26 protein-coding genes and 1 pseudogene are annotated in these 25,896 nt (G+C 38.3%); 8 read left to right on the top strand and 19 right to left on the bottom strand.

Annotation, left to right across the window (positions count from 1 at the left end; all coding sequences use genetic code 11):
* Positions 1-25 precede the first annotated feature (25 nt).
* The 5 genes from MTT09_RS05725 to MTT09_RS05705 all read left to right on the top strand — a co-directional run bounded on the left by MTT09_RS05725 (position 26) and on the right by MTT09_RS05705 (position 4,302).
* The gene (locus MTT09_RS05725) at positions 26-982 is read left to right on the top strand and encodes a methionine ABC transporter ATP-binding protein (protein WP_429803068.1); all 957 of its coding nucleotides are present in this window, start codon (positions 26-28) and stop codon (positions 980-982) included.
* Entirely contained in the window at positions 982-1,656 is a 675-nt protein-coding gene (locus MTT09_RS05720; RefSeq protein ID WP_021086223.1) for a methionine ABC transporter permease, read from the top strand. Before MTT09_RS05725 ends, MTT09_RS05720 begins: the two co-directional genes overlap by 1 nt.
* Before the next feature lie 258 nt (positions 1,657-1,914).
* The gene (locus tag MTT09_RS05715) at positions 1,915-2,697 is read left to right on the top strand and encodes a MetQ/NlpA family ABC transporter substrate-binding protein (RefSeq protein ID WP_087581668.1); all 783 of its coding nucleotides are present in this window, start codon (positions 1,915-1,917) and stop codon (positions 2,695-2,697) included.
* Positions 2,698-2,773: 76 nt separating this feature from the next.
* A complete protein-coding gene (locus tag MTT09_RS05710; RefSeq protein WP_021086831.1) occupies positions 2,774-3,553 on the top strand; it encodes a MetQ/NlpA family ABC transporter substrate-binding protein in 780 nt (259 codons plus the stop codon).
* 158 nt (positions 3,554-3,711) lie between these two features.
* The gene (locus MTT09_RS05705) at positions 3,712-4,302 is read left to right on the top strand and encodes a DedA family protein (RefSeq protein ID WP_429803066.1); all 591 of its coding nucleotides are present in this window, start codon (positions 3,712-3,714) and stop codon (positions 4,300-4,302) included.
* Positions 4,303-4,348: 46 nt separating this feature from the next.
* Here MTT09_RS05705 and murI read toward each other — a convergent pair whose 3' ends face one another.
* Positions 4,349-5,137, bottom strand: coding sequence for a glutamate racemase (murI, locus tag MTT09_RS05700; protein WP_429803064.1), 789 nt, complete (start codon positions 5,135-5,137; stop codon positions 4,349-4,351).
* Between the two features lie 91 nt (positions 5,138-5,228).
* Between murI and MTT09_RS05695 the strand changes: the two genes are divergently transcribed.
* A complete protein-coding gene (locus MTT09_RS05695) occupies positions 5,229-6,389 on the top strand; it encodes an FtsW/RodA/SpoVE family cell cycle protein (protein WP_009293817.1) in 1,161 nt (386 codons plus the stop codon).
* Positions 6,386-7,408 (top strand): undecaprenyldiphospho-muramoylpentapeptide beta-N-acetylglucosaminyltransferase, encoded by a 1,023-nt coding sequence (gene murG / locus MTT09_RS05690; protein ID WP_429803062.1) that lies wholly within the window; start codon positions 6,386-6,388, stop codon positions 7,406-7,408. The genes MTT09_RS05695 and murG overlap by 4 nt, the downstream gene beginning before the upstream one ends.
* On the opposite strand, the gene MTT09_RS05685 is transcribed toward murG, so the two are convergent.
* Entirely contained in the window at positions 7,400-8,134 is a 735-nt protein-coding gene (locus tag MTT09_RS05685; protein WP_429803060.1) for an imidazole glycerol phosphate synthase, read from the bottom strand. The two genes, murG and MTT09_RS05685, sit on opposite strands and share 9 nt — an antisense overlap.
* Positions 8,135-8,251: 117 nt before the next feature.
* Between MTT09_RS05685 and MTT09_RS05680 the strand changes: the two genes are divergently transcribed.
* A complete protein-coding gene (locus MTT09_RS05680; RefSeq protein ID WP_103599130.1) occupies positions 8,252-9,019 on the top strand; it encodes a hypothetical protein in 768 nt (255 codons plus the stop codon).
* Here MTT09_RS05680 and MTT09_RS05675 read toward each other — a convergent pair whose 3' ends face one another.
* The 17 genes and pseudogenes from MTT09_RS05675 to MTT09_RS05595 all read right to left on the bottom strand — a co-directional run bounded on the left by MTT09_RS05675 (position 9,020) and on the right by MTT09_RS05595 (position 25,843).
* On the bottom strand, positions 9,020-10,270 hold the full coding sequence (locus MTT09_RS05675; protein WP_429803717.1) for an RNA polymerase factor sigma-54: 1,251 nt from the start codon (positions 10,268-10,270) through the stop codon (positions 9,020-9,022).
* A gap of 3 nt (positions 10,271-10,273) precedes the next feature.
* The gene (lptB, locus tag MTT09_RS05670) at positions 10,274-11,002 is read right to left on the bottom strand and encodes an LPS export ABC transporter ATP-binding protein (protein WP_009293825.1); all 729 of its coding nucleotides are present in this window, start codon (positions 11,000-11,002) and stop codon (positions 10,274-10,276) included.
* Positions 10,995-11,393, bottom strand: coding sequence for a tRNA (adenosine(37)-N6)-threonylcarbamoyltransferase complex ATPase subunit type 1 TsaE (tsaE, locus tag MTT09_RS05665; RefSeq protein WP_103595874.1), 399 nt, complete (start codon positions 11,391-11,393; stop codon positions 10,995-10,997). The genes lptB and tsaE overlap by 8 nt, the downstream gene beginning before the upstream one ends.
* Positions 11,393-11,638: an RNA-binding S4 domain-containing protein gene (locus MTT09_RS05660; RefSeq protein WP_087585885.1), complete on the bottom strand. Its 246-nt coding sequence runs from the start codon at positions 11,636-11,638 to the stop codon at positions 11,393-11,395. Before MTT09_RS05660 ends, tsaE begins: the two co-directional genes overlap by 1 nt.
* A 33-nt stretch (positions 11,639-11,671) precedes the next feature.
* Positions 11,672-12,499: an alpha/beta hydrolase gene (locus tag MTT09_RS05655; protein ID WP_429803058.1), complete on the bottom strand. Its 828-nt coding sequence runs from the start codon at positions 12,497-12,499 to the stop codon at positions 11,672-11,674.
* On the bottom strand, positions 12,493-14,589 hold the full coding sequence (locus MTT09_RS05650; RefSeq protein WP_429803056.1) for a TonB-dependent receptor domain-containing protein: 2,097 nt from the start codon (positions 14,587-14,589) through the stop codon (positions 12,493-12,495). Before MTT09_RS05650 ends, MTT09_RS05655 begins: the two co-directional genes overlap by 7 nt.
* Positions 14,590-14,771: 182 nt before the next feature.
* Positions 14,772-15,449 (bottom strand): annotated as a pseudogene (locus MTT09_RS05645) (methyl-accepting chemotaxis protein); the annotation flags it as partial.
* A gap of 580 nt (positions 15,450-16,029) precedes the next feature.
* Entirely contained in the window at positions 16,030-16,530 is a 501-nt protein-coding gene (locus MTT09_RS05640; RefSeq protein WP_103617104.1) for a PAS domain-containing protein, read from the bottom strand.
* Positions 16,531-16,557: 27 nt separating this feature from the next.
* Entirely contained in the window at positions 16,558-17,793 is a 1,236-nt protein-coding gene (locus MTT09_RS05635) for a type II secretion system F family protein (RefSeq protein ID WP_103639469.1), read from the bottom strand.
* Entirely contained in the window at positions 17,790-19,541 is a 1,752-nt protein-coding gene (locus MTT09_RS05630) for a GspE/PulE family protein (RefSeq protein ID WP_012001750.1), read from the bottom strand. The genes MTT09_RS05635 and MTT09_RS05630 overlap by 4 nt, the downstream gene beginning before the upstream one ends.
* Positions 19,541-20,080: a hypothetical protein gene (locus tag MTT09_RS05625; RefSeq protein WP_012001749.1), complete on the bottom strand. Its 540-nt coding sequence runs from the start codon at positions 20,078-20,080 to the stop codon at positions 19,541-19,543. Before MTT09_RS05625 ends, MTT09_RS05630 begins: the two co-directional genes overlap by 1 nt.
* The gene (locus tag MTT09_RS05620) at positions 20,077-20,952 is read right to left on the bottom strand and encodes a CDC27 family protein (RefSeq protein ID WP_429803054.1); all 876 of its coding nucleotides are present in this window, start codon (positions 20,950-20,952) and stop codon (positions 20,077-20,079) included. Before MTT09_RS05620 ends, MTT09_RS05625 begins: the two co-directional genes overlap by 4 nt.
* Positions 20,945-21,772, bottom strand: coding sequence for an ATP-binding protein (locus MTT09_RS05615; RefSeq protein ID WP_002940497.1), 828 nt, complete (start codon positions 21,770-21,772; stop codon positions 20,945-20,947). Before MTT09_RS05615 ends, MTT09_RS05620 begins: the two co-directional genes overlap by 8 nt.
* Positions 21,765-23,291 (bottom strand): pilus (MSHA type) biogenesis protein MshL, encoded by a 1,527-nt coding sequence (gene mshL / locus MTT09_RS05610; protein ID WP_429803052.1) that lies wholly within the window; start codon positions 23,289-23,291, stop codon positions 21,765-21,767. Before mshL ends, MTT09_RS05615 begins: the two co-directional genes overlap by 8 nt.
* Positions 23,269-23,679 carry a hypothetical protein gene (locus MTT09_RS05605; RefSeq protein WP_196088364.1) on the bottom strand — a complete coding sequence of 137 codons (411 nt, stop codon included), beginning with the start codon at positions 23,677-23,679 and terminating at the stop codon, positions 23,269-23,271. Before MTT09_RS05605 ends, mshL begins: the two co-directional genes overlap by 23 nt.
* Complete coding sequence (locus MTT09_RS05600; protein ID WP_012001744.1) at positions 23,679-24,326, bottom strand: hypothetical protein; 648 nt, start codon at positions 24,324-24,326, stop codon at positions 23,679-23,681. Before MTT09_RS05600 ends, MTT09_RS05605 begins: the two co-directional genes overlap by 1 nt.
* On the bottom strand, positions 24,323-25,843 hold the full coding sequence (locus MTT09_RS05595) for a C4-dicarboxylate ABC transporter (RefSeq protein WP_149703051.1): 1,521 nt from the start codon (positions 25,841-25,843) through the stop codon (positions 24,323-24,325). The genes MTT09_RS05600 and MTT09_RS05595 overlap by 4 nt, the downstream gene beginning before the upstream one ends.
* Between the last annotated feature and the right edge of the window lie 53 nt (positions 25,844-25,896).

The following is a 25,896-nucleotide window of genomic DNA, read 5'->3' as shown; positions in this document are numbered from 1 at the left end:
GGCAGTTAAAAATAAGGAAAATTTAGTGATAAAAATAGAAAATTTAACCAAATTTTATGGCGGCACGCAGATCCTTTTTGATGTAAATTTAGAGGTTGCAAAGGGCGAAATTTTTGCTATCGTGGGACACAGTGGTGCTGGCAAATCAACGCTTTTAAGGTGCATAAACGGGCTTGAGAGCTATCAAGGTGGCAGCCTAAAAGTCTTTGATCAAGAGATAAAAAATTTAGACGAGACGCAGCAGAGACATTTAAGGCGAGATGTTGGGATGATATTTCAGCATTTTGCCTTGATGGCTAGAAAAAATGTCTTTGAAAACGTCGCTACTCCACTTAAATTTTGGGGATATAAAAGCTATGAGACCGAAAAAAGAGTGAGAGAGCTTTTAAATTTAGTTGGTCTTGAAAACAAGGCAAAGAGCTATCCAAGCGAGCTAAGCGGCGGTCAAAAACAGCGTGTGGCGATCGCTAGAGCGCTTGCTTTAAATCCTAAAATTTTACTAAGCGACGAGGCGACTTCGGCTCTTGATCCAAACACGACAAATCAAATTTTAGAGCTGCTTGAAAAGATAAACAAAGAGCTAGATATCAGCGTCGTCATCGTCACGCACGAGATGGAGGTGGTAAAATCTATCGCAAAACGCGCGATACTGCTAGAGGGTGGCAAGATCATAGGCTCTGGAAGCATCGAAGAGCTATTTTTAAAGCCAGATGAGAAGATGAAAGAGTTTTTGGGTGAAGTTGAAATTTTACCAAGCACTGGCACAAATATCAGGCTATTTTTCCCAAAAGAAGTGGCTCAAAACAGCGTAATCACGCACATGGCAAGAAGCCTAAATATCGACTTTAACATAGTCTGGGGCAAGCTTGAAAAGCTAAACGACAACGTCCTTGGCTCGCTTGTCATAAATATAGATGAAAAAGATAAAGAAAACGTGCTTAACTATATCAAGCAAAGTGGCGTTTTGTGGGAGGTTGCTTGATGTTTGGTATCGATTTTTCTAAATTTCCAGATGTTTTTTCTAGGATACTTTTGCCAGCTATCGGCGAGACGCTATATATGAGCATAGTCTCTACCCTGCTCGCCTTTGCCATAGGCCTCATACCTGCGGTTTTGCTCATCCTTTCAGACAAAGACGGACTAAAGCCAAACAAGCAGCTTTATTTTGTACTTGATATCGTTATAAACGTACTTAGAAGCTTTCCGTTTATCATTTTGATCATCGTGCTCTTTCCGGTCACAAAAATGATCGTAGGCACAAGTATCGGCACCACAGCTGCGATCGTTCCGCTAACTATTGGCGCGGCTCCGTTTGTGGCAAGGCTCATTGAAAATGCCCTAAAAGAGGTTGATAAAGGCATCATCGAAGCTGCTCAAAGCTTTGGTAGCTCGAAATTTCAGATCATCTTTCGCGTGATGTTTGTAGAAGCACTTCCTGGTATCATCTCGGCATTTACGCTAACGCTTATCGTAAATATCGGCTTTTCAGCGATGGCTGGCGCAGTTGGCGGTGGCGGACTAGGATCTGTTGCTATAAACTACGGATACCAAAGATTTCGCCCAGATATCATGCTCTATACCGTGGTTATTCTTATCATTATGGTTCAAATTTTTCAAGTTTTAGGCAACTATCTCTATAAAATTTCAAAAAAATAAGGTCACATTTTTTATCTGATTTTAAGCTTTTTTCCTTAAAATTGCCAAATTAATTTTAGCTGAAAGGACAAAAGATGAAATCAGATATGTGCCAGATGTGCCGCCCAATAAAAAACGCGTCGTCGAAAGACTAATCTCTAAGCACAGAATTTCTTTTTAAGTGCTTAGAAATAGCTTAAGCGCTTAAAAAGAGATTTAACCTTCTAGCTTAAATTTATCCTTTTTTGGTGCTTGGCAAATTTTAAAAAAGGATAATAAATGAAAAAACTACTTCTTACCTCTTTAGTTGCCCTAGGCCTTAGCGTTAGCGCAAATGCTGCTGACAAGTCAAAAACAATAATCGTCGGTGCTACACCTATCCCACATGCTGAAATTTTAGAGGTTGTAAAGCCTATTTTGGCAAAAGATGGCTACACACTTGAGATCAAAGAATTTAACGACTACACCACGCCAAACCTTGCGACAGAGGACGGCGACCTTGACGCAAACTTCTTTCAGCACATCCCATATCTTGAAGAATTTAACAAAAACAAAGGCACTCACCTTGTAAAAACAGTTGGCGTGCACCTCGAGCCAATGGGAGTTTATTCTAAAAAGATCAAAGACATAAAAGAGCTAAAAGATGGCGCGGTTGTCTCTATCCCAAATGACCCAACAAACGAGAGCCGCGCACTCGACATCATAGCCAGCGCTGGTCTTATCAAGCTAAACAACAACCCACTAAAAACTCCACTTGATATAGTCGATAACCCTAAAAAACTTAAATTTGAAGAGATCGAGACTGCTCAAGTGCCAAGAACGCTTGATGACGTTACTATCGCAGTTATCAACACAAACTACGCGCTAAATGCAAATCTCAATCCAACAAAAGACGCGCTTGTGATCGAGAGCAAAGATAGCCCATACGTAAACTACGTAGTTGTTAAAGCTGGCAACGAGAACAGCCCTAAAACTAAAGCGCTTGATAAAGCGATCAACTCACCAGAAGTTAAGAAATTTATCGAGACAAAATATAACGGCGCTATCATCCCAGCGTTTTAATCAAATTTATAAAAAAGCGACGTAAAAGCTTTTACCTTTTTAGCGTCGCTTTACCAAAACAAAAAAAGGAAAAACAATGAAATTTATCAAACTTTTAACCGCATCTTTAGTTGCTCTAAGCCTTCACGCAGCCGACAAGGACCACACTATCATTGTTGGTGTCTCACCAGTGCCACACGCTGAAATTTTAGAATTTGTAAAACCAAAGCTAAAAGATAAGGGCTATGATCTTGTTATCTCTGAAATTTCAGACTATTCGATACCAAATGTCGCCACAGAAGATGGCAGCTTAGACGCAAATTTCTTTCAGCATTTGCCATATCTTGAGGAGCAAAACAAGGCTAGAGGCCTGCATCTTGTAAGCGTTGCAAGCGTGCACGTAGAGCCACTTGGCTTTTACTCTAAAAAGATAAAAAACATAAAAGATCTAAAAGATGGCGCAAAAGTAGCGATCGCTTACGATCCGTCAAATGGCAATAGAGCGCTTAGAATTTTAGAAAAAGCTGGTCTTATCGAGATCGATAAAAACGTAAAAGTTGCAACTGTAAATGACATAACTAAAAATCCTAAGAATTTGCAGTTTGTCGAGCTAGAAGGCGCTCAGATCCCAAGAACGCTTGATGATGTCGATATCGCTGCCATTAGCACAAATTTCGTCCTTGATCTTGGCATGAGCGTGGCAAAAGACGCACTTTTACTTGAAGATGCCAACAGTCCTTATGCCAACATCATCGTCACAAGAGCTGGCAACGAGAACAATCCTAAGATTAAAGCTTTAGTCGATGCGGTACTTAGCCCTGATACTAAAAATTTCATCATCACTCGCTACAAAGGCGAGGTCATACCTGCATTTTAAAAACGGGGCGAGCTTTCGCCCTACTTTTACCTTTAAATTTTAAACCTTATATCTTTTCGTTTTAACTATCTTTTTTAAAATTTATCGCTTTTGTTAGTTACTATTAGTATATAAAGCTTTGCTACAATGCTTCACTTAAGATAAATTTCGGAGTAAAAATGCTACATGACATTATTGATTTTATAGTCTCAAGCGTGAGTAGCTGGGGCTATGCTGGCATATTTGTGATGATGTTTTTAGAGAGCTCGTTTTTCCCATTTCCAAGCGAAGTGGCGATGATACCAGCTGGATATCTAGCTCACAAAGGCGAGATGAGTCTAGTGTTTGCCTTTATATCAGGCACGCTTGGTAGCTTGCTTGGAGCCATTTTTAACTACTATCTTTGCTATTTTTTTGGACGCGAGATCATCTTAAAATACGGCAAATTTGTCGGCATCACTCACGAAAAAATGGATAAATTTGAGGCATTTTTTAATAAACACGGCGAAATTTCCACCTTCAACTCACGCCTCATCCCAGGAATTCGTCAATATATCAGCCTGCCAGCTGGGCTTGCTAAGATGAACATTTTTAGATTTTGCCTATTTACCACGCTTGGCGCTGGGGTTTGGTGCGCGGTTTTGCTTGGAGTTGGCTACTTTATAGGCTCAAATCCTGACAAACAAACACTTTTAACAATAACGATTGCTCTTTTAGCTATGGTTGCGATAATAAGTGCTATCTATATAGTAAAGCAAAGAAAGAGATAGTACATATAAAAATACATAAAATTTAATGTATTTTGCTAAATTTAGCCTAGCTGATCGCTCTCATTTTTTCTAGGCGAGCTAAATTTCTTGAAATTTTCTCTAGCTCGTTTTGCTCGCAAACCTCGTCACCTGAGTAGAAAAATTTCACATTTGGAGTTAAATTTGCATTTGAAATTTTAAGTCCAAGCTCGCTTATAAGGCGCTTTATCGTCCCTTCGTTGCCGTCTATTATGCTTACATTTGGAGGTAAAATTTCTCTTAAGCTATCTTTAAAATAGTTAAAATGTGTGCAGCCAAGCACCAAAAAGTCAAATTTACTTAGATCAAATTTAGCTAGCTCTTCTTTTAGATATGACTTAACGTTTTCACTCTTAAACTCAGCCTTTTCAGCGAAATTTACAAGGCGAGGCAGAGCAAGTAGCTCGGTTTTATCTTTTGCGTTTAAATTTGTAATTAGCTCTTTTAGTTTCGCGCCATTTACGGTGACTGGAGTGGCGATGACAAGCGTTTTTAGAGCATCATCATGGCTTAGATCGTGAGCCTTTTTTACAGCTGGTTCCATGCCGATGATCGGCACGCTCAAATTTGCTCTAAGCTCTTTTATCGCCACACTTGTTGCAGTGTTGCACGCTACCACGACAGCATCTGCGCCATTTTTGACAAGAAATTTAACCGCATCAAAGCTAAATTTTAAAATTTCATCCCTGCTCTTTTGTCCGTATGGGACATTTTTCACGTCTGCGTAATATAAAAATTCATGCTCGCTAAGCTTACTTAAAGCTTCGTTTAAGACGCTAAGTCCGCCAAGCCCCGAGTCAAATATACCTATCTTCATGCCCATCCTTAAAGCCTGCAATTATAGCAAATAATATCTTTGTAAGCCGTTTTTTATTATACTTTGGCTCATTTTAAAGTTGGAGCTAAATTTGGCAGTTGATAAGGTTATTTTCTATCTTTGCGCGACTTTGATCGCCATAAGCATCATTTTTTCACTATCCTTGCCAGTTTTTACAGTTTTATTTTTTAACTACGACGAATTTCACTTTTTTATCCGCCAGTTTGCAGTCGGCTGCATAGGAATTTTTCTCATGTGGTGGCTCTCAAGGCTAAATCCCGACAAAGCGCTCGTTTGGATAGGCTTTGGACTTCTTATCTCGTGTGGTATCGCTATGGGGCTCATGCACGCCTTGCCAGCTTCTATGGTGACTGACTCTGGAGGTGCTAGACGCTGGATCAGACTGCCTGGCTTCTCACTTGCGCCTGTTGAGTTTTTCAAAGTCGGTTTTGTCTATTTTTTGGCGTGGAGTTTTACTAGAAAATTTAGCGACGGCAAGAGGACTTTGATGGCTGAGCTAAAGATACTTTTGCCTTATATCATTCTTTTTGGTATCGCTATCTTTCTTATAGCCGTTATGCAAAACGACCTTGGTCAGGTTGTGGTTTTGGCGCTTACTTTTGTGACGATGGCGCTTTTTGCAGGGGCTAGCGTTAGGCTCTTTGGTATCGGTATCTTGGGCGCTGCCTTTGTCATGACGGTGGCGATAGTTAGCTCTGAGCACAGAATTTTGCGTATAAAGTCATGGTGGGGCACGATACAAAATATGGTTCTCTCTTTCTTGCCAGATAGCGTGGCAAACGTGCTTAGAGTGGCAGACGCACCAGAGCCTTATCAAATTTCTCACTCACTAAATGCAATTAAACATGGCGAGTTTTTTGGCGAGGGGCTTGGAGCTGGGATATTTAAGCTTGGCTTTTTAAGCGAGGTGCATACAGACTTTGTGCTAGCTGGCATAGCTGAGGAGGTCGGCGTTTTTGGTATTTTATGCATCACAGCGATCTTTATCACACTACTTTATAGGATATTTAGAATTTCAGCTAGGAGCGAAAACAAGGTCTATCACCTATTCTCGCTAGGCATCGGTCTTATCTTGTCGTTTTCGTTTTTGATGAATAGTTACGGCATCACATCGATCACGCCGATCAAGGGCATCGCTGTGCCATTTTTAAGCTATGGCGGTAGCTCCGTACTTGCTATATGCATCGGCATCGGCATGGTCTTGATGGTTAGTAAAAAGGCGAAACTATGATAGTTATTTGTGGTGGCGGCACTGGTGGGCATTTGGCGATCGCTAGAAGCTTTTGCGAGGAGCTAAATAGACGAGGCATAAAGCCAATTTTTATCGGCTCAACTAGCGGTCAGGATAAATTTTGGTTTGAAAATGATGATAAATTTGCACAAAAATTCTTCTTACCAAGCAGTGGCGTCGTAAACAAAAGAGGTCTTGCCAAGCTAAAATCACTAACAAATATCATAAGCCTAGCTCTAAAATGCAGGCAAATTTTTAAAGAAAATGGCGTTAAAGCAGTCATCAGCGTGGGAGGCTACTCAGCAGCGCCAGCAGCCATAGCAGCCATCATCTCAAAAACGCCACTTTTCATCCACGAGCAAAATGCCGTAACTGGCAAGCTAAATAAAATTTTAAAGCCATACGCAAAGGGCTTTTTTAGCTCTTATGATGAGCTCTCGCCCTGCCCTTACCCTGTGGCAAATAAATTTTTTGAAAGCCAAAGAGTTAGAGACGAGCTAAAAACGATACTATTTTTAGGTGGCTCACAAGGTGCAAAAGCGATAAACGAGCTAGCTATAAATTTAGCCCCATATCTTAAAGAAAAAGGTATAAAGATCATTCATCAATGCGGCAAAAACGCCCTTGATGAGCTTAAAAAAAGATATGATGAGCTTGGCTTTAGCGAGGCAAATTTAGAAATTTTTGACTTTAGCAAAGAGATAGAAAAGAAGATGAGTGAGGCTGATCTAGCCATATCAAGAGCTGGAGCTAGCTCGCTTTGGGAGCTTTGCGCAAACGCCCTGCCATCTATCTTTGTGCCATTTCCTTATGCTGCTGGCAATCACCAGTTTTATAACGCTAAATTTCTAAAAGATAAAGGCATAGCTGAAATTTGCCTGCAAAATGGCGAAAATTTAGACAAAGATAAAGTCATAAAAATGATCGAGAGCTTTGATCTAAGCAAAAGCAGCAAAGCTCTAAAAAATATCCTTTTGCCAAATGGAGCAAAAGAGATAGTGGATAAAATTTTAAGCTAGATCCTCGCCTATGGCGTAGGCTTTTAGCTCTCGTAGCTCGTAAATGAGATAGTGATATATAAGCTCATTTGTCTTTAGGCTCTTGCCTGAAAGCACTGGTCTTATCATCTCAATGATCCTATCTGTGATGCCAGCGATCTCAACCAAAAGTAGCTCATCGCCTCTTTGTTTAGCCACTCTTATGCAGTTATAAAAAAATGTGTAGATAGTTTTAAAATTTTCCAAAACGACGTTTGAGACGATTTGAGAGTCGAGATGTAAAATTTTATTCATCCTATTTTGTAGCTCCATAAGCTCTGCAAGTAGCCCTCTTATCATCGCTGTGTCGCCACTTCTTGAGAAGATACTCTTTTTCTTTTTTTTATTTTGTATCTGATACTCGGCGACTAAAATTTGCATGATGTTTGAGATGCTTGTCAGGCTCTCTTGTAGGTTTTGATTAGTCTTTAGGCTCACTCCAGCCTTTTCTATCTTGTAGTATAGGCTTTTGTTTGTCTGCTCGAGGTATGAGCTAATATTTTCGTAGTAATCTTCAGTATTAAAGACATTTTTAAAAAAACTGCCCTCGTCTGTTGTGTTATAAAGTCTTTTTTTGATCTCTTCGACATTTTTATTAAAAGTGAGCGCATCGATCTTTGTTTCAGGCTCGACAACGCCGTTGTTTTCGATAACTTCCAAGTTTTTCTTAAGCGTGTTTATCAGCTTATCAATCTCATTAAAATCCATTTTGCCTCTTTGAAATTTTTGGCTATTTTACTATAAAAAGCTGAAGTTTTCGCTTGCAATTCTTAAAGAGATAAATTTATACTTCTTTTAATAAAATATCTCAAAAAAGGAGCAAAAATGAATGGTGAAGTTTTTAACGCTTGCATTATCGTAGCCTCTATAAAGCAAGCCTTAAAGTCAAATTTAGAGCTAGACTACAAAAGCGAAAAATTTATAAAAAGCCTAGTTTTTGACTATGTCTTAGGCGATGAGCCAGAAAAAAGAGAGCAAGCTAGCATAAATGAGTGGTTTAAGCACGTCTTAAAGCTTGGACTAAAAGATGTGAGATTTGCTACAAATTTAGCAGTCTCTTCAGATGAGCGCTCACTGCAAGGCTTTTCAAACGTAAGCCACAAGTCGATTCTTTGCATTTATAAAGATAAGATGAGCTACTTCGTGCCGCACTGGAGTTTTAAAGAAGATAAAAAGGGCTGGGATGTCTGGGAGATAGTCTATAAAGAATTTAGCCTAGATGGCATGCCAGAAATTCAAAAATTTAGCGATAACACTTTGGAGTTTAAAGATATCCTAACAAGGACCTCTAAATTTGCAGATGAGATAGAGTGTGAGAATTTTGGCGACTGTTTTAGAAAAGGGCTAAAAGCGCTAAATGAGCCAGAAAAGATAGAGCAAAATATCCTAAACGCTCCACTTATGCCAAAGCTAAATTTAGCCCTTTTTACTGCGGCAAGTGCGGCTGATGTCTTTGGTGGTATGGGCTCATGGAACGACGACGCAGCGGGCTGGGCGCAGCATAAAAAACGTGCTAAAGAGTACGATGAGCTTAGCAGTGAGCTTTTTACCCAGATGCGAAAGGCCTTGCTTTTTGCCATAAATGAGTGGTAGCTAGCCGTTTATCTGATAGATCTTTTTTCGCTGGCTTGAGCTGCCGATGTTTAGAATTTTGCGGTATTTGGTGATAGTTCGGCGAACGATTTGGATGTTAAATTTAGCTTGGATGAGCTCTTGGATCTTTAGATCAGAAAGAGGCTTTTTATGATCTTCATTTTTGATAAGCTCTAGTAAAAATTCCTTTATCGCAGCGTTTGAAGTCTCTTCGTCAAAGCCAGTTGCAAAGAAATTTTTAAGTGCGACCGTGCCTCTTGAAGAGCTTAGATATTTATTTGCGATGGCTCTTGAGATGGTTGAAGGGTTGCGTCCAAGCTCGTCAGCTAGGTCTTTTAGCTTCATAGGCTTTATATCGCCGCCCAAAAAGTAGTCGTACTGATACTCAACTATCATGAGCCCTATCTTATAAAGTGTCGCCTTTCTCATCTCAAGGGCGTCTATGAGCTCGCTAGCCTCTTTTATGCGCGAGCTTACAAAGGCCTCTTTCTCGTCTAGTCCCTCTGTATCAACCAAAATTTCAGGATAATAATCATCATTTATCTGCACGCTAATGCCACTACTGGTACTTAGCACGAAGATATCAGGCACCTTTTGGCTAGCCTCTTCTAGATATTCAATCGCCGGAGGATTTTTAAATTTCTTTATTATTTTTAGTGCGTCATCGTAAAATTTAAGCTTTCTAAGCTTTTCTATATTTTCAAAATTTAAGATGATCTTTTTGGCACACTCTATGATCTCATCACTCGCTTCTGCCTCGCTTAGCTGAAACAAAAAGCTCTCTTTGATATCCTTTGCGCCCACGCCACATGGCTCAAGATAGGCAAATCTAGCCCTTACTCGCTCCACTTCGCTCTCATTAAAACCCGTAAAAATTTCATCATCATAAGAAAAATATCCCTCGTCATCTAAACACTCAATGATCTTATATGCGATATCTTGGGACTTTTGCGTGGGAAAAAGTGGTGGATTTATCTGCCTAACGAGCTTTTCATAGAGGCTTTCTTTATATATGCTTAAAGCCTCGATGCTCTCGCTAACCGAGTTTTTGCTAACCTGCTCGAAAAAATTTCGCTTTTTTTCGCTTTTTTCTAAATTTTTATGCTCGATCGTGGCAAAAGGGTTCTCTTTTATAAAAGGCTCAAGCGTCTCTTTTAGCTCATCAAGCCCGCTTTGAAGGATAGGAAGCCAGCTTCTTAGCGTTTGGTTTAGTTTGATCTTTGGCGCTAAAGTTTGCTTTTGCCTTAGCATCATCTACTCAAGCAGTTTAAATTCTTCGCCAAGATAGTGCGTTCTAACAAGCTTGTTGTTCGCTACTTCGCTCGCACTGCCACTTGCTAGCAGCGAGCCATCTTTGATGACGTAGGCTCTGTCGCAAATGGCTAGCGTCTCACGGACGTTATGATCTGTTATCAAAACGCCGATGCCTAGCTTTTTAAGGTCTCTAACGATACTTTGTATGTCGCTAACTGCGATAGGATCGACGCCTGCAAATGGCTCATCAAGCAGCAAAAATTTTGGCTTTATGATGAGACTTCTAGCGATCTCACAGCGTCTGCGCTCGCCGCCACTTAGACTAACGCCCTTTCTTAGGCGGATAGGCTCGATGTTTAGCATATTTAGCATCTCATTTACTCTTTTAGAGATCTCTTCTTTGCTTTGATTTAAAATTTCAGCGCCAAGGAGTAAATTTTCTTCTACGCTTAGCTCTTTAAATATGCTTGATTCTTGCGGTAAATAGCCAATACCAAGGTGTGCTCTTTTGTGAAGTGGGACGTTTGTGATCTTTTCGTCATTTAAAAAAACATCTCCGCTAGTTGGTGAGATGAGCCCGCATATCATATAAAAAGTGGTCGTCTTTCCAGCGCCATTTGGCCCAAGAAGCCCCACCACTTCGCCACTATTTACCTCTAAAGATATACCTTTTATGATCTCACTTTTTTTTATCGTCTTTTTTAGATCTTTTACTTCTAGTTTATGCACTTATAACCTCGTATTTTCTGCCATTTTTGCTAGGAGAAATTTTTACTAATGTATAGCTCTCGCCGTTTTTCTTTAGAGCTTTTTCTAAATTTTCATCGCCCCACTCTACTAGATGAAGCCCCTCTTCAAACAAATTTTCAAAAAGGCCATTTTTAGCCATTCCGTCAAATCCGATCTGGTAAATATCGTAGTGGTAGATATCTTTACCATAAATTTGCATCAAAGAAAATGTCGGCGACGTCACGCTCTCATCTATGCCATGAGCCTTGATGATCGCCTTTACAAGCGTAGTTTTGCCACTTGCTAGATCGCCACTTAGTAGCACCACGCCACTTTTTGGCAGCACCCGCACAAGCTCGTTAAGCTCATTTTCTAAAAGCTCAAAAACCATCAAAGCTCTTTTACATATTCGCTTTGAGCGCTTTTTGGTATGCTTTTTGTGGTAGGGATCGCTAGCACCTCGTATCTCGCCTCTCGCGTTAGAAATTTGATAGTGATAACGTCACCTATCTTTACATCTTTTGCCGCTTTTGCCTGCACGCCGTTGATGCTCACAACGCCACTTTTGCACATATCTTCGCTAACGGCACGCCTTTTGGTGATATTTACTACGTTTAAAAATTTATCTACTCTCATGCGGCGGATTTTAACAAAAATAGCCTTAAATTTTTAATCCTTCAGATATTTTAAAAGCTCTTTTAAATTTAGAGGTATGACGCTGCCGTGCGTCTCATTTTTAAAAAGCTCAAAGTGAGAATTTACGCCGCTTTGCTTTAAAATCAAAGCCAAATCGCTCGCCTTTAAAATGCCAGCCTTATCAGTTTTGCCCTTTCTCTTTTCAAGCTCGCCAACGCTAAGAAAGACGAATTTAGCTTTTAGTTTCTCTTTAAATTTACCCTCACTCACGTTTTGCTTTAAAATTTCAGACTCGCCCCACCAAAGAGATGGCGAAGCGATAAAGAAATTTGAAAATACACCATCATTTTTTAGCAAGGTATAGAGCGTAAAAAGGCCGCCAAAAGAGTGTCCATAAAGGCTTTTTTGGCTATTTTGCACGTTAAATTTCTCATCAATTAACGGCACTAAATTTCTAGTTAAAAAGTGGTAAAACGCATCAGCGCCACCACCCTTGCTAAACTCCTCGCCCACTGCCTTTGGTGTGAGATCTCTTGTGCGTTTTTCTACCTCGTAGCTTTTGTTGCTGTCATATCCTATGCCTATTATTAGCGGGGCAGCCTTGTCATCAAATTCATTTAAAAGCATGTTAAACTGAGCGTTTGCATCAAGCAAGTAAAGCACGTTTTTAAACTCATTTTGCCCTTTTAGCTTGGCTGTGAAAATTTTATAAATTTCATCATTTGCGCTCATTTTAAAGGTTGAAATTTCAAATTTATTAGCAGCTTTTTGGCTAAGTGGCTCAGGCGTTTGGCTAGGTCCTGCGTACAAAGTCTGCGTCACGCCAAGCGTAAAAAGTAAAAATTTAAAGGCTCTTACCATTTTGCAGCGACCTTAAACCAAAATCTCCTGCCCTCTTGCGGATACCAGTAGTAGTTGCCATCGTCTGCTAGCGTCTCATCGTATCTTACTTTATCAAAGATGTTGTAGGCATTTAGGCTAAGAGTTAGGTGCTTGTTTGCGTCCCAGCTGACGCCTGTATCAAAGGTGAGTAGGTCTTTTGTGTTCTCTCTTACTCTGTTGCCAGCACCAAAATTTACGCTTGTTAGCTTGCTCTCATAGTTTGCGCCAAAAAATGTCTTGACGCTTTTTACAGGCTTATATGTAAGCGTGGCGTGAAGTGTGTGCTCTGGCGTTGCTGTTAGGCTTTTACCATCAAGTCTAGCTAGGTCTGTCTCGCTAAATTTCATAGGACCTCTTGGCGTATTTATCGTTGGGTTGCCAGTTTTTATCTTTGACTTATTATAGGTGTAGTTTGAGCTTAAATTTAGATTTGAAAGGATGTCATAGTCGCCACTTAGCTCCACACCCCAAACGGTCGCACCTTCAATGTTAAAGTAAGTTCCCCAGCCAGGGCAAGTAACGTGTGGTGCATTTGTGCAAGGACCAAAGGCTGGAATTTTATTTACATTACTGCCGTCGGTGTCTAGGATCTTATCTTTAAATTCATTTCTAAAAAGCGTCACCGAGCCTCTAAAATCAGCCTGATTGTCATAATATGCCCCAACCTCATAAGTCGTGCTCTTTTCTGGCTTTAGGTCTTTATTACCAAAATCAACTATCCTCCAGCCGCCTTGGATAGTGCCTACTTCTGGAGAAATTTGATTGACATCAGGGGTTTTATAGCCAGTTGCTACGCCGCCTTTTAGGCTTAGCGTATCTGTGGCGTTATAGACTAGGTAGGCTCTTGGCGAGAGGTGGTTGCCAAAAAATTCATTGTGCGTAAGCCTTGAGCCAAGCGTTAAAAAGAGTTTCTCATCTAAAATTTGCCACTCATCTTCGATAAATCCCGCATGCTCGCTCATCGAGTAGGTCTTTGGGTCTTTTAAGCCATTTCTTGAAGCGTTTGAGACGATGAAGGTCGTGCCGACATTTTGTTTGCTAAAGTCATAGCCAAAAGTTAGAGTATGTGCGCCAAAAAACGTTGTAAATTTTGAGTTAAAGTTGTGATTTTTAGCTTTTGCTGGTATAAATTTGTCAAAAAGGCTCGTTCTTTGTGTCTGGTCGTAAATGTAGCTAAGATCAGCATTTAGGCTATCAAATTCGCCAAGATAGCCCACACCATAGCTCTTTTTCTCATAATCATAAGCGTTTAAAAGCTTATTTGTTTTTATAGTGGCTGTTTTGCCAACGGTGCGCGAGTAGTCGTGTTTTTCACTTGAGCCAAGGATGAAAAATTTATTGTGTTCATCTGGAGTGATCCAAAGCTTTGCGCTTAAATTTCTCTTATCACTCTTTTGGTAGCCGCCTTTGTAGTTGTCTTCATCTCTTAGCTTTTTATAGCCCCAAAGCTGAAGCGCAAAAAGCTCTTTATAAAGAGGCAAATTTAGATAAAAGTCGCCTTGTCTGCCATCACCTATGCCTTTATGCGCATTTATCGTAGTTGAGATGCCGACGTTGCCGCTAAATTTTGAAAAGTCCTTTTTGGTAATGATATTTATAACGCCTCCAACCGCGTCGCTACCATAAAGCGAGCTCATAGGACCACGGATAACCTCTATACGCTCGATCGCCTCGGCTGGCGGGATGAAATTTGAGTTCATATCCCCTGCTCCGCCCTTTGGATTTGCGCTGCTTGAATTTACTCTTTTGCCATCAATTAAAACTAGCGTTTGAGACTTCTCCATACCGCGTATCGAGATGCCACTAGCTGGACCATCCTCGCCACCGACAACATTTACGCCTGGTACCTTTTGCGCGATTGAGTGAAGTGAGGTAAAGCTATCTTTTGTAAGCTCATCACCGCTTATCACGCTTATGCTTGCAGGGGCTTCTTTTATCTGTTGCGAAAAGCCACTCGCACTTACTACGACGCCATCTAGCTTAGTTTCGTTGTTCTCTTTCTCTACTGCATAGAGAGAATTTGCCACACAAGCGCTAAGGCAAATGGCAATAAATTTTGATCTATTCACAGATATCCTTTTGTTAAATTTAATCTTTGATAATGAAAGCGAAACGCAAATTTAACAAAGCAAGCATAAAAACAATATTAATTATCATAATTTTAAATGATAATGTAGAAAAAATTTATGAAAATAAAATTTAAATCAATCTAAGAGGAGCTAGACCCAAGTCGAGTCTAGCAAATTTGAAGTTATTTTGAGGCGACCATTTCGTTGTATGAGTTAAATATCTCTCTACTAAGATCTTCGAGTTTTCTAAACTCAGTGACAAAATGTTTTAAATTTTTCTCGTTATAGCCCTTGCCAGCTTCTGTCAAGATGGCTTTGATGTTTTTGTTAAACTCATCCACTAAATGGCGTGATTTTTCGTAAATTTTAGTGTGACTAAAGCTCTTTGCGCACTCATTTTCATACCACGCTACAAGATCATCTGCGTCTTTTGCTATATCGTCGCCGTAACCCTGCTCATTTACAGTGTCTGAATAAACACCCACTTTATAAACGATGATAGCTATCTTTGCGATGATGCCAAAGGTCTTATCTTCTACATATTTTGATCTTTGGGCTGTCTCTTTTGCATTTTGGTTAAAGCTAGCTAAAGTTTGTTTGAAATTTTCAACATTTGCTGTGGCAATCTTTGAAATTTCATCGATCTTTTTAGAGTTTTCATCGATATCTTTGGCTTCTTGCTGAAGTGTTTGGATATTTACGCCGATCTCGTGTGTCGCTTTTTGGGTATTTTCAGCGAGTTTTCTAACCTCATCAGCGACAACTGCAAAGCCGCGTCCATGCTCGCCTGCTCGTGCTGCTTCGATAGCTGCGTTTAGAGCTAGCAAATTTGTCTGCTCGGCTATATCTTTTATCAAATTTACAACCGAAGTGATGTCATCTGTTCTGCTATTTAGCGTGCTTATAGCGTGGCTTGAGCCCTCTATCAGCTCCTCAAGCGAGCTCATATTTACACTTAGCTCATTGATGCTTTGCGTCGTATCCTCAGCGATCCTAGCCGTATCTTTTGCCATAAGTGCCATTTGGCTTAGGTTTTTGATACTCTCATTTAGATCGTTTCTAACATCTTCTATGCCGTCGTTGCCGTTGCCAAGTGTATCAAGCTCTTTTGAAAGTAGGCCTCTTACTTTACTTTTGTGACTGTCTTTTATACCAGTTACGCCATTACTCATAGAGATGGCATTTTGTTTAAATATACCGCGAAATCCCTCTGTAAAGATATTTCTATATGTTAGTCCGCTTTGAGCAGCGTCTATTGAGGTTGAAATTTCTCTTTGGAGCGCCTCAACTTGATCAAGCAAGTCATTTATACCAAGTGCTACTTCATAAAGAGGGTCATTTTCTTTTACATTTACTATCCTAGGCTCTAAGATACCGTTTCTAGCTGAGCCTACTACGCTTAAAATTTCATTTATAGAGTCAAGTTTTTTTCCAAACATCTTATAGCCTTTGTAGGTTATTTACAAATTCATCATAACTTATATTTTTTTCTTTTAAAAATTCAGTTAAAAATTTCATCGAAGCATCCATGCCACCGCTCTTTTCTACCGATAACAACTTTTGATATATAGGCTCTATTATCTCAATCGCCTTTGGATTTGGCTTGCGTCTAACTGAGTAGTAGCCAACTGGATTATTTTGCACATCAAGCGAAGTTGTGATATTTGCAAAGACCCAGTAGTATCCACCATCAAAGCTTTTGTTTTTAACATAAGCGAAAATTTCTTCTCTATTTTTTATGCGCTCCCAAAGTAGCTTGAAAACAGCTCTTGGCATATCTGGGTGTCTTATGATGTTGTGAGGCTTACCCAAGACTTCAGCTTGCTTTGCTCCAACTATCTTTAAAAATGGCTCGTTACAATATGTAATACGTCCTTTTAAGTCAGTCTTTGAGACCAAAAAGGCGCTCTCTTCGACCATGTGTTCTTTGTTTTCAGACATCTTCTCTCCTTTAAGATTTTAATTATTTTAGTTTTTAACGGCTTTTGATAGATCCCACATCGGTAAAAATATACCAAGAGCTAGTAAAAGCACCATACCTGCTATAAAAACAAGCAAGATAGGCTCAATATAGTTTGAGATGTTATCAATAATATCGTTAAATTTCATCCTGTAATAGTCAGTTACTTTTCCAGTCATATCGTCTAAGCTACCGCTTTGCTCGCCAGCGCTTATCATCTGTATGAGCATATTTTCATATAAATTTGTATCTCTAAAAGCTTCCGTTAGGCTAACACCCCTACCAACAAGTATCTTAACGCCGCTTAGCTTCTTTTTGATATCCTTGTTTGAAACCGTTATCACAGCTGTATCAAGGGCATCTGCTATAGGCAAACCAGCTCGAACAAGCTCTGTAAAGATGAGGTTAAACCTGCTCATATTCGAATAAAATATGATCTTGCCGATGAGATAGACTTTCAAAAGGTATTTATCGACCTTATCTTGAAATTCTTCACTCTCAAGGTAGTATTTTCTAAGCAAATATCCGATAAACGCAAGTGCTCCAAGGATATAAAAGCCGTAGTTTGTCATGACGTATTCGATATTTAGCAAAATTTTAGTTGGTAGTGGTAGCTCTGCATTTAACTGCTCGAAAATTTCTCTAAACTGCGGTACAACAAGTATCATAAGGATGACAAAGGCGATGATGATCGCACAGATGACTGTTATCGGATAGCGTATAGCTTTTTTAAATTTTTGCTGATTGTCCCAAACCTCTTGCAAGATAGAGGCAAGCTTTGCAAGCGCGTCAGCCATATTGCCAGTGCTTTCCCCTAGCCTTATCATCGCAAGCGTCACGTCGCCTAGCTCTTCTTTAAAATTTTCTATGCTATTTGTGAGGCTTGAGCCTTGATTTAGCTCCTCATCTATAGTTTGAAATATAAATTTAAGGCGCTTATCCTCAGTAGAGTTTGCAACCTCTTTAATGCTATCGTGGATAGAAATTCCAGCATTTGTCATAACGCTAAGCTGCCTTATGGTGGCTACTAAATTTGGGATTTTCACCTTTGGATTAGTAAAAGCCTTTGCGATCACATTTTGTAAATTTTCAAAGTTATTTATGCTAGAAGTTTGCGTCTCTTTGATCTTTACGATCATGCCAGTGACATTTGCTTTATCTTTGATCTCGTTTTTATTGTTCGCTCTTAGGCTCATCTTATGGCGTTTGCCGTTTTGGATATACTCAACCTCAAAGTATTTCATATCTTAGCAACCCTATAAACTTCTTCAAGCGTGGTTATGCCATTTGCTGCTCTTATGACACCATCATGAAACATATCTATAAAGCCCTCTTCGTAAGCTACGCTTTTAAGCTCATCTTTAGAAGCACCATTTGCAACCATGCTTGCTATATGGTCACTAATAGGTAAAATTTCACTTATCATCTCACGTCCTAAATACCCAGTTTGTGAGCATTGCGGACATCCGACGCTTTTGTAAAACTGGTAGTTTTCAGGGACAAATTTCTTAACCTCGTCAAATGCCTTTTGAGATAGAGTGATCTTTTGTTTGCAGTGTGGGCAGAGCTTTCTAACAAGCCTTTGAGCCTCTATGCAAACGAGCGCGCCACTTACTAAATATGGCTCGATGCCCATATCTATCATACGAGGAAGCGCGCTAATGGCATCATTTGTGTGAAGCGTAGAAAAGACAAGGTGACCAGTAAGTGCCGCTTGTATCGCTATGCGAAGCGTCTCTTGATCCCTGATCTCACCTATCATTATGACGTCTGGATCTTGCCTTAAAATAGAGCGAAGAGCTGAAACAAAGGTAAGTCCAGCCTTTTCATTTACATGCACTTGTTGGATCATATTTAGCTGGTATTCGACTGGATCTTCGACTGTGATGATCTTAGTTTTTACGCTTTTTATATCATTTAGCGCGCCGTAAAGCGTCGTAGTCTTACCTGAGCCTGTTGGACCAGTGACAAGGATGATGCCATAAGGCGCTTTCATGCTCTTTTTAAATTTAGCAAAGTTATCAGGATGCATGCCAAGATCTTCTAAATTTATAATAACCTTTGACTTATCCAAAATCCTTAAAACTATACTTTCGCCGTTTAAGATAGGTAGCGTCGAGATACGAAAATCATACTCTTTGTCTAAAATTTGAGCTGAAAATCTACCATCCTGTGGGCGGCGGCGCTCTGCGATGTCCATGTTTGAAAGTAGCTTCATACGGCTAACCATCGGCGGATAGATATCTTTATCAAATATAAATGTCTCGCTTAGCATGCCATCGATCCTGCTTCTTACAATGCAGTTTGTCTCGGTCGGCTCTATATGGATGTCGCTGGCTCTGCTTTGGATAGATGTTTTTAAGATGATCTCTATTAGCTTTAAAATTCCAGAGTTTTCAGTGTTTTGACCTTGACTAGCCGAGCTTGAAAGCTCTCTTCTGATCTCTGTTATCACATCTTTTATGCTCTCATTAAGCGCTAGCTTGCTTATATATTTTTCTATCTGGGTTGGCTGAGCGATGGCAACTTTTAGTAGTTTTCTATTAAATAAATTTTGCACCTTATCTTGAGCGATAACATCAAATGGATTTTTAAAAGCGACATATACGCTTATTTCATCTTCTTTTACTGGGATCGCGCTATATGTTTTTAGCTGAGCGGTGCTTAGCTTCTCGCTTATGCGGTAGTCGATATCGATATCATCAAGGTCAAAGTATAAAACCTTAAATTTCTCGCTTATAAATTTAACAAAAGCCTTTATATCAAGCTCAAGATCATTTGAAATTTCATCTATATTTACATGTCCTCTTCTGTAAATATCAGACAAAATTTCCATAAAATCATCGTCATTTAGTAAATTTTCATCTCTTAAAATTTTAACAAGACCCTTACCTTCTTGCTCGCTTATCTGCTTTATCTTTTCTATATCTGATGTGCTTAGTTTGCCGTTTTGTTCTATATTTTTTAAGATTACATTTTCTACATTTTTCATTATCTATACTCTATTTGTGATTTCAGGTCGTTATTTTTAAAAATTTTAAGCACTAGCTTTGGTATTTGTCCATTTGTTGGGCTTATCTCATATCTTGTGTCAGAATTTGGCTCTTCAAAGATAAATGTGCCAAGCTCTTCAACATACTCTTTTTTTACAAATTTATCAAACAAAAATGAAAGTATATAATCACTCTTTGGAAGCCTGATATAGCTTATATCAACGCCATCTATCATAGCGTGAAATAAGAGCTTTTTCTTAAACAAGATGTCAGCAAAATAGGCAGCATTTTCTCTTGATTTTTCGCTCTTTACTAGCTTATCGATCGGAGTTGCTAGCCTGTTTAGATCGTTCATCTTTATGCAAGCGATGCCAAACATAGAAATTTGCTCTTCGTTATTTTGTGTTTTTAAAAAGTCCTCAACCTTTTGGTTGCAGACTTTTGCATAGTTTGCGCTATTAAAATCATCCCTTATCTCGGTTAGACTAACAGCAAAAACTTCACAAACAAAAACCAAAAAAATAACAAAAAATTTCATAATGTTCCACTTTTTATCTTATTTATAAGCTCATTTATCGAAGCTTTGTTTAAGTTTTTATTATACTCCCTTAGAGCTTTGACGGCATCATCGCTTTGTTTTAGCTTATATTTCGACTTTGCAAAGATGATCCACGACTCCTCTAGGCTATTATCTATATCGTTCGCAGCAAGCGACCACTTTATAGCTTCTTTGAAATTATTATTTCTAAAATTTAATCTAGCAAGCTCGAGCGCAATAGTTGGATTGTTTGTTTTTAAAAACTGCTCTCTTAACACGCTCTCTTCATTTGATGCTGAAGTTACTTGTATATTTACACGCTTTCTAGCTGGCTTTGACTCAAGATCTATCACTTCATCTTGTGGCACGCTCATGCCGTTTATGCCATTTTGTTCGGTAAGTGGCTCTTCATCAGGGATATTTAGCTTAAGCCAACCTTGTGAGCTTCTTTGCCTTTTTGGGTCATTTTTTGAAGTATCATTTGTCTCATTTATCTTTACAACCTCTTCAAGCTTTTTAGCTATCTTGTCAGCTAGCTCATCTTGCTTCTTACCCTCTTCAAATTTAGCCTTAGCAACCTCGCTCTTTTGCTTTAGCTCACTAAGCATGCTTGCATTTGTCTCGTTTTTTTCTACCATTTTTACTGCGGTTGCATTTTTGGCTAAAACTTTATCGCTTTTACTAGCAAGACTTGGAGCTTTCTCTATGCTTAGCACTATCAACGCAACCAACAAAATGATGATAAGCAAAAGCTCAATGATTAAAATTTTAGAGTTTTTGGCATTAAAAATTTTATGCAAAAAACCGCCATTTTTTTTCTTGTAGCTCTCATAAAGCTTTTCTAGTCTTTGAATTTCTTGTGGTTCAAGCATCGATTAGTCCCGCATCAAGTGCAGCCATGGTGAGTATCATGGTGTTTGCCTTATCACCGCTTAGCTTTGAAGGCTGATACTGCTCGTAGTATTCGCAAATTTCATAGAATTTATACATGATCTTGTTTAGCGTTCTTAAATTTCCGCCGCAAAATGAGTAGGCGCACTCGTAATCTTTTTTCTCAAATTTAAGGTATTTGTCATAGTTTTTTTGACTAAGCTTTCTTTGTAAGTAGATGATGATCTCATTTACATCAGCGCTACTTAGCTCGATGCTCTCCCAAATTCTAGTCTGAAAATAATCTTTTGCCAAAATATCTTCGTTTTCAGTTTTATGTATCGTAAAGAGAAATTTAAACATCCTAGTATCAGCCATAAGCCTTATCTTCTCGATAAGCTCAGTCGGATAGAGCTGCGCTTCATCTAGGATAACCGTCATTTGATTTTTTAAAATTTCATCTTTACTGCTAAAGTCTTTTGAATAAAATTTTATAAAGCTCTCAAAGTTGTTTATATCTTCAAGCTTTTTTCCATAAATTTGCTCACAAAGTGCCTCGATAAATGTCGCCTCACTAAAAAATGGATGTGGGAAAAAGATGAGACTTTTATCTTCTTTTAGATCATTTGCGATCTTGTTTAGCAAAAAGGTCTTGCCGCTACCTGGCTTGCCATAAAACAAGATGAGCTTAAGTGGCTTTTTTAGAGCTAAAACTATCTTGTTGTAGCAGCTTATAGAGTTGTCTAAATTTACGAAATTTAAACTCTCGTCTTCATCTATGAAAACATCTTTTATATGTGTATAAATATTTTCGTTACTCATAGATCGATTTAGAAAATCCTAGATCTTTTAGCGACTGCTGAACTGGTTTTGGATCTTCAAGATCAACAACTCTTGGCGTGATGACAAAGATAAGCTCAGTAGTTTTTACGCCATCTCTTGTGCTTTTAAAGACGCTTCCTATCAAAGGTATATCAGCTAGAAGTGGCACGGCTGTATTTTGTTTATTTTTAGTCTGTCCGATAAGTCCGCCAAGTATGATCGTATCGCCACTATTTACCTGAACTACGGTTGAGAGCTTTTTCTGAACTGTATCAGGGGCGATCTCTCTAATGGCTGTATTTTGTGATCTTATATCGTCTTCTGCATACTTAAAGCTGCTTAAGCTTGGGTTGATGCGAAGCATGATCTTGTTGTTATCTGAAACTTCTGGAAGTAAATTTAACAAGATACCGATAAATACAGAGTATTGCTTATAAGTTGTTGTAAGCCTATTGTTATTGTTATTGTTGCTACCATTATCTGTCTCTTCCATTACGCGGTAGTTTATATTATCACCCACAGAGATTAGCGCTTGTTGGTTGTTTAGAGTGGTTACTTTTGGGCTTGAAACGACCTTTGTTTTGCCATTTGTTTCAAGGAAATTTATCATACCATCAAGGCTAAAGTTTAAATTTGCAGCGATATTTAGTGTGCGACCAAAGCCATCGCTTAAGCTGTTGCCCTTGTTTGTCCAGCTTGCACTTGAGCCGGTGCTAGAGCCTTGGTTGCCTATATATGAGTTAAATCCAAGCTCAAATTTACTCCAATCAACACCTTGCTTATACTCATTATTTAAATCAACTGCGATGATAGAAACATCGATGATGACTTGTTTTTTAAGTCTTCTTTGCATCTCAGCTATATATTTTTCAACGCGTTTTAGCTGTGATGGGGTCGCTGTAACCGTGATAAGTCCAGCATTTTGGTTTATGATAGGATCTGGCGCTGTGATGTGCTCGCTGTTATTGTTTAAGATAGCTTTTAGCTCAGCATCAAGCTTCTCCCAGAAGTCAAATTTCTCAGTTGTTCTTATTAAGTTGTTTTCATTTTTTATGTCGTTTGAGCTAGTATCGCTGCTTGAGCTATTACCAACCTCTGACGGAGAGGCATCAACTGAAGCTTTTGTGATAGCTGTGCCCTCACGGATAGAGGTTATATAGTCTATTTTAAAAATTTTTGTTTGAAGCGATGAGATTTTTAAGACATTATTTGAAAACTCATAGCTTAAATTTTTCTCATTTAAAAGCAGATCAAAGACCTCGCTTAGGCTCATATTTCTTATATTTACGCCAAAGACTTTATCATCAAGCTCTTTTTTGCTATAAGCATCTTTTGCAACGATACTAAAATCACACATTTCAGAGAGCTGGTTTAAAACATCTCCAAGACTTATATCGTCTGTGATCTTCATACTAAAATTTTTACTCAAGCATGTGCTTGGTTTTGCCATCATAGGGGTAGCTAAAAATGAAGCCAACGCCGCAGCTATAATAAATTTACTTAATTTTGATACCAACATTTTTACTTCCATTTTTAAGAGTTAGTTCTTGTTTTTCATCATCTTTTACGATGATAACCTTGCTGCCATAAACACTTGTGATATTGTAATCATCAATCATATCTCCCACTTTATACCACTTGCCATTTATATTTGCTTTATTTAGCAAAATGGCCTTTAGCATAAACCCCCTTGCAGAAGAGTATTTTGTAGTGTTTTGATCGCCTTTTGGAGCAACTGGCAAATTTAGCTTGAAAGGATCTTGTAAGCTAGAAATTTCACCGCTATTAAGCCCTTTTCTTTGCTCCTTTATCTTAACAAAAACCTCATCATAGTTTTTCATCTCGCCTTCAAACTCACTGCCAAATAGGCTTAGAGCTAAAATTAAAAATAAACCAAATTTTTTCATCAGTACTTCATACCCCACACAGAGATAGAGAGCTTAGCTCCTAGATCTTTTTGAGTGGAATTTATATCCATTTTGTGAAGATCTACTACGAGTTTTGACTCTTCAAGTCCGTTTATATAGCTAAGCATATCTTTAAAATTTCCAAGGCAAGTGACATCTATATTTAAAATTTGCTCTATCTTTTGGAAATTTGGCTCTTTTATATCACTTTTAAGCTCTAAAATTTTTATATTATTTTGTTTTGCCAAAAGCACGATACTATCTATATAGTTTGCCCAGTTTTGATTGTCAAAAAGCAAAAATGAAAGCTCTTTAAGCTTTGAATCAAAATAGGTATTAAATTTCAAAATATTCGTGTAGCGAAGTTTTAGATTGCTTAAATTTCTATTTTCTTCATTTATCTTAAAATTTCTATCGCCATCAGGGGAGCTCACTGAGGCTAGATAGTTTCTAGTATTTTCTAGTTTTGTAGAAATTCTCGTATGTTTATCAAGCTTTTCATCAAAGAAATTTTGTGCAGGATCAAAGCATAGCATATAGACAAGATAAGCTATGATAAGCGCCGAGCCAAGGAAAATGAGGTTTGTTTCGTTTGGCTTTTTACTATCAAAGTATTGATCTATTTTGCTCAAAATATCTTGTCTCATTGTCTAATCTCTATGCTTATATTACTTTCATACTCGTGTTTAGCGTCATCTGAACGAATTTTTTTAGTATTTACCAAGTATTTTTCATCTTTGCTGATATCTTTGATCAACTGGGTTATCCTTTTTTCATTATCGCTAACTGCAGTTATAGTCAAATTTCTATCGTTATTTACGATGTTTGTGATATGAACTGCGTTTAGATTTAAAATATCGGTAATTTTAAAAAGATTTAAACCCTTCATAGCGTAATTATCTTTTTTATTTTCGATCTCAGCAAGCAGACCTTTTCTGAAATTTAGCTTTTCATTCTCTTTTTGAGTCTGTTCTTTTACCGCCTCTTGTTCTCTTGAAATTTTAGCTAGCGTCTCTTTTATCTGCATCTCTTGTGCGTTTAGGACGCTATATTCGTCATTTAGTCTTGCGCTGTCTTTTTCTAAAACAAGACCAGCTATGTAGTTGTAAGCTGGATATAACATACTTAGCGCAAATGCCGCAGCGCAAGTGAGCAAAAATTTGCCACTTTTTCTTTTGACAAATGGATCTGGACGAAGCATATTTGAGAGGTTAAAATTCTCATAAAATGGCTCTTTGGTATAAAATCTACCAAATAAAGCCATAACGTTATAACGCTCGTTTATAGTATAGTTTTTGTTGTTTATCGCAACTTTTATGTTTATATACTCTGCATCCAAACCAAGTTTGGTTGAGATAAAATTTGCAAAATTTTTGATCTCATAGTCACAATCTATGTAAATTTTCTTTATGGCTATGCCATTTTGGCTATTTATAATGTTTAAAATATCGTTAAAGTAAAAGATATAATCTTCAAAAACTGTGTTTAGATCGTAGTTAAAGCCATCATCGTCTTTATTTACAAGCCCTCTTTGAGACAAAACTTCGATAAATTTTTCATCACTCAAGCGATCGCCACTTTGCTCTAAGAATTTATCTTTAAGATAGTTTAAGTTATAGCGAATTTCTCTAGCAGTAAAAAAATCACCATCTAAATATATGCTTAAAAATGATTCATCTTTTCTAAGCGCGATAAAGCAGTCTGCTTGCGTGCTAGGTAGCAAGCCTTTTTTATAAATAGCAGAGTAGATCAAAGGCTCAGGCGCTAGGTAGTCGATATATGGGACCTTTTTTGCAACTGCTTTAAATGTCGAATTTATATCTTCATTTGTGATAGCAAAAACAGTAAAAATTCTCTCTTGAGCTTTTGTAGTGCCTTCTGAGAAAAATATCTTATTGTCAAGCGCAGGATCAAGCGAAAGCTCTGCATAGGTCTTTGAGTAAAGCTCTTCATAAAGAGTGTCGTTATCAACGCTTCTAGGGATGAAAAAGGTTGTTGTTTTTAAGTCTTTAAATTTTATATATGAGATGAAAAAGTCGCGTTTATTGACTGTTTTCGAAAAGTTAAAAGCTTCTACATTGCTGTTGTGATAACGAAATCCTTTATAGTCATACGGATCTAGTGCAACTATAGAAATTTCACTATTTTTTTTAATATTCATCATGAATCAAAAAACCTTCCTAAACGCTTATACTTGGTATTTTAATATCTTTAAAA

The organism is Campylobacter concisus (assembly GCF_050447505.1).
GTDB lineage: Bacteria > Campylobacterota > Campylobacteria > Campylobacterales > Campylobacteraceae > Campylobacter_A > Campylobacter_A concisus_BP.
This window is presented reverse-complemented; position numbering and strand designations above follow the sequence as displayed.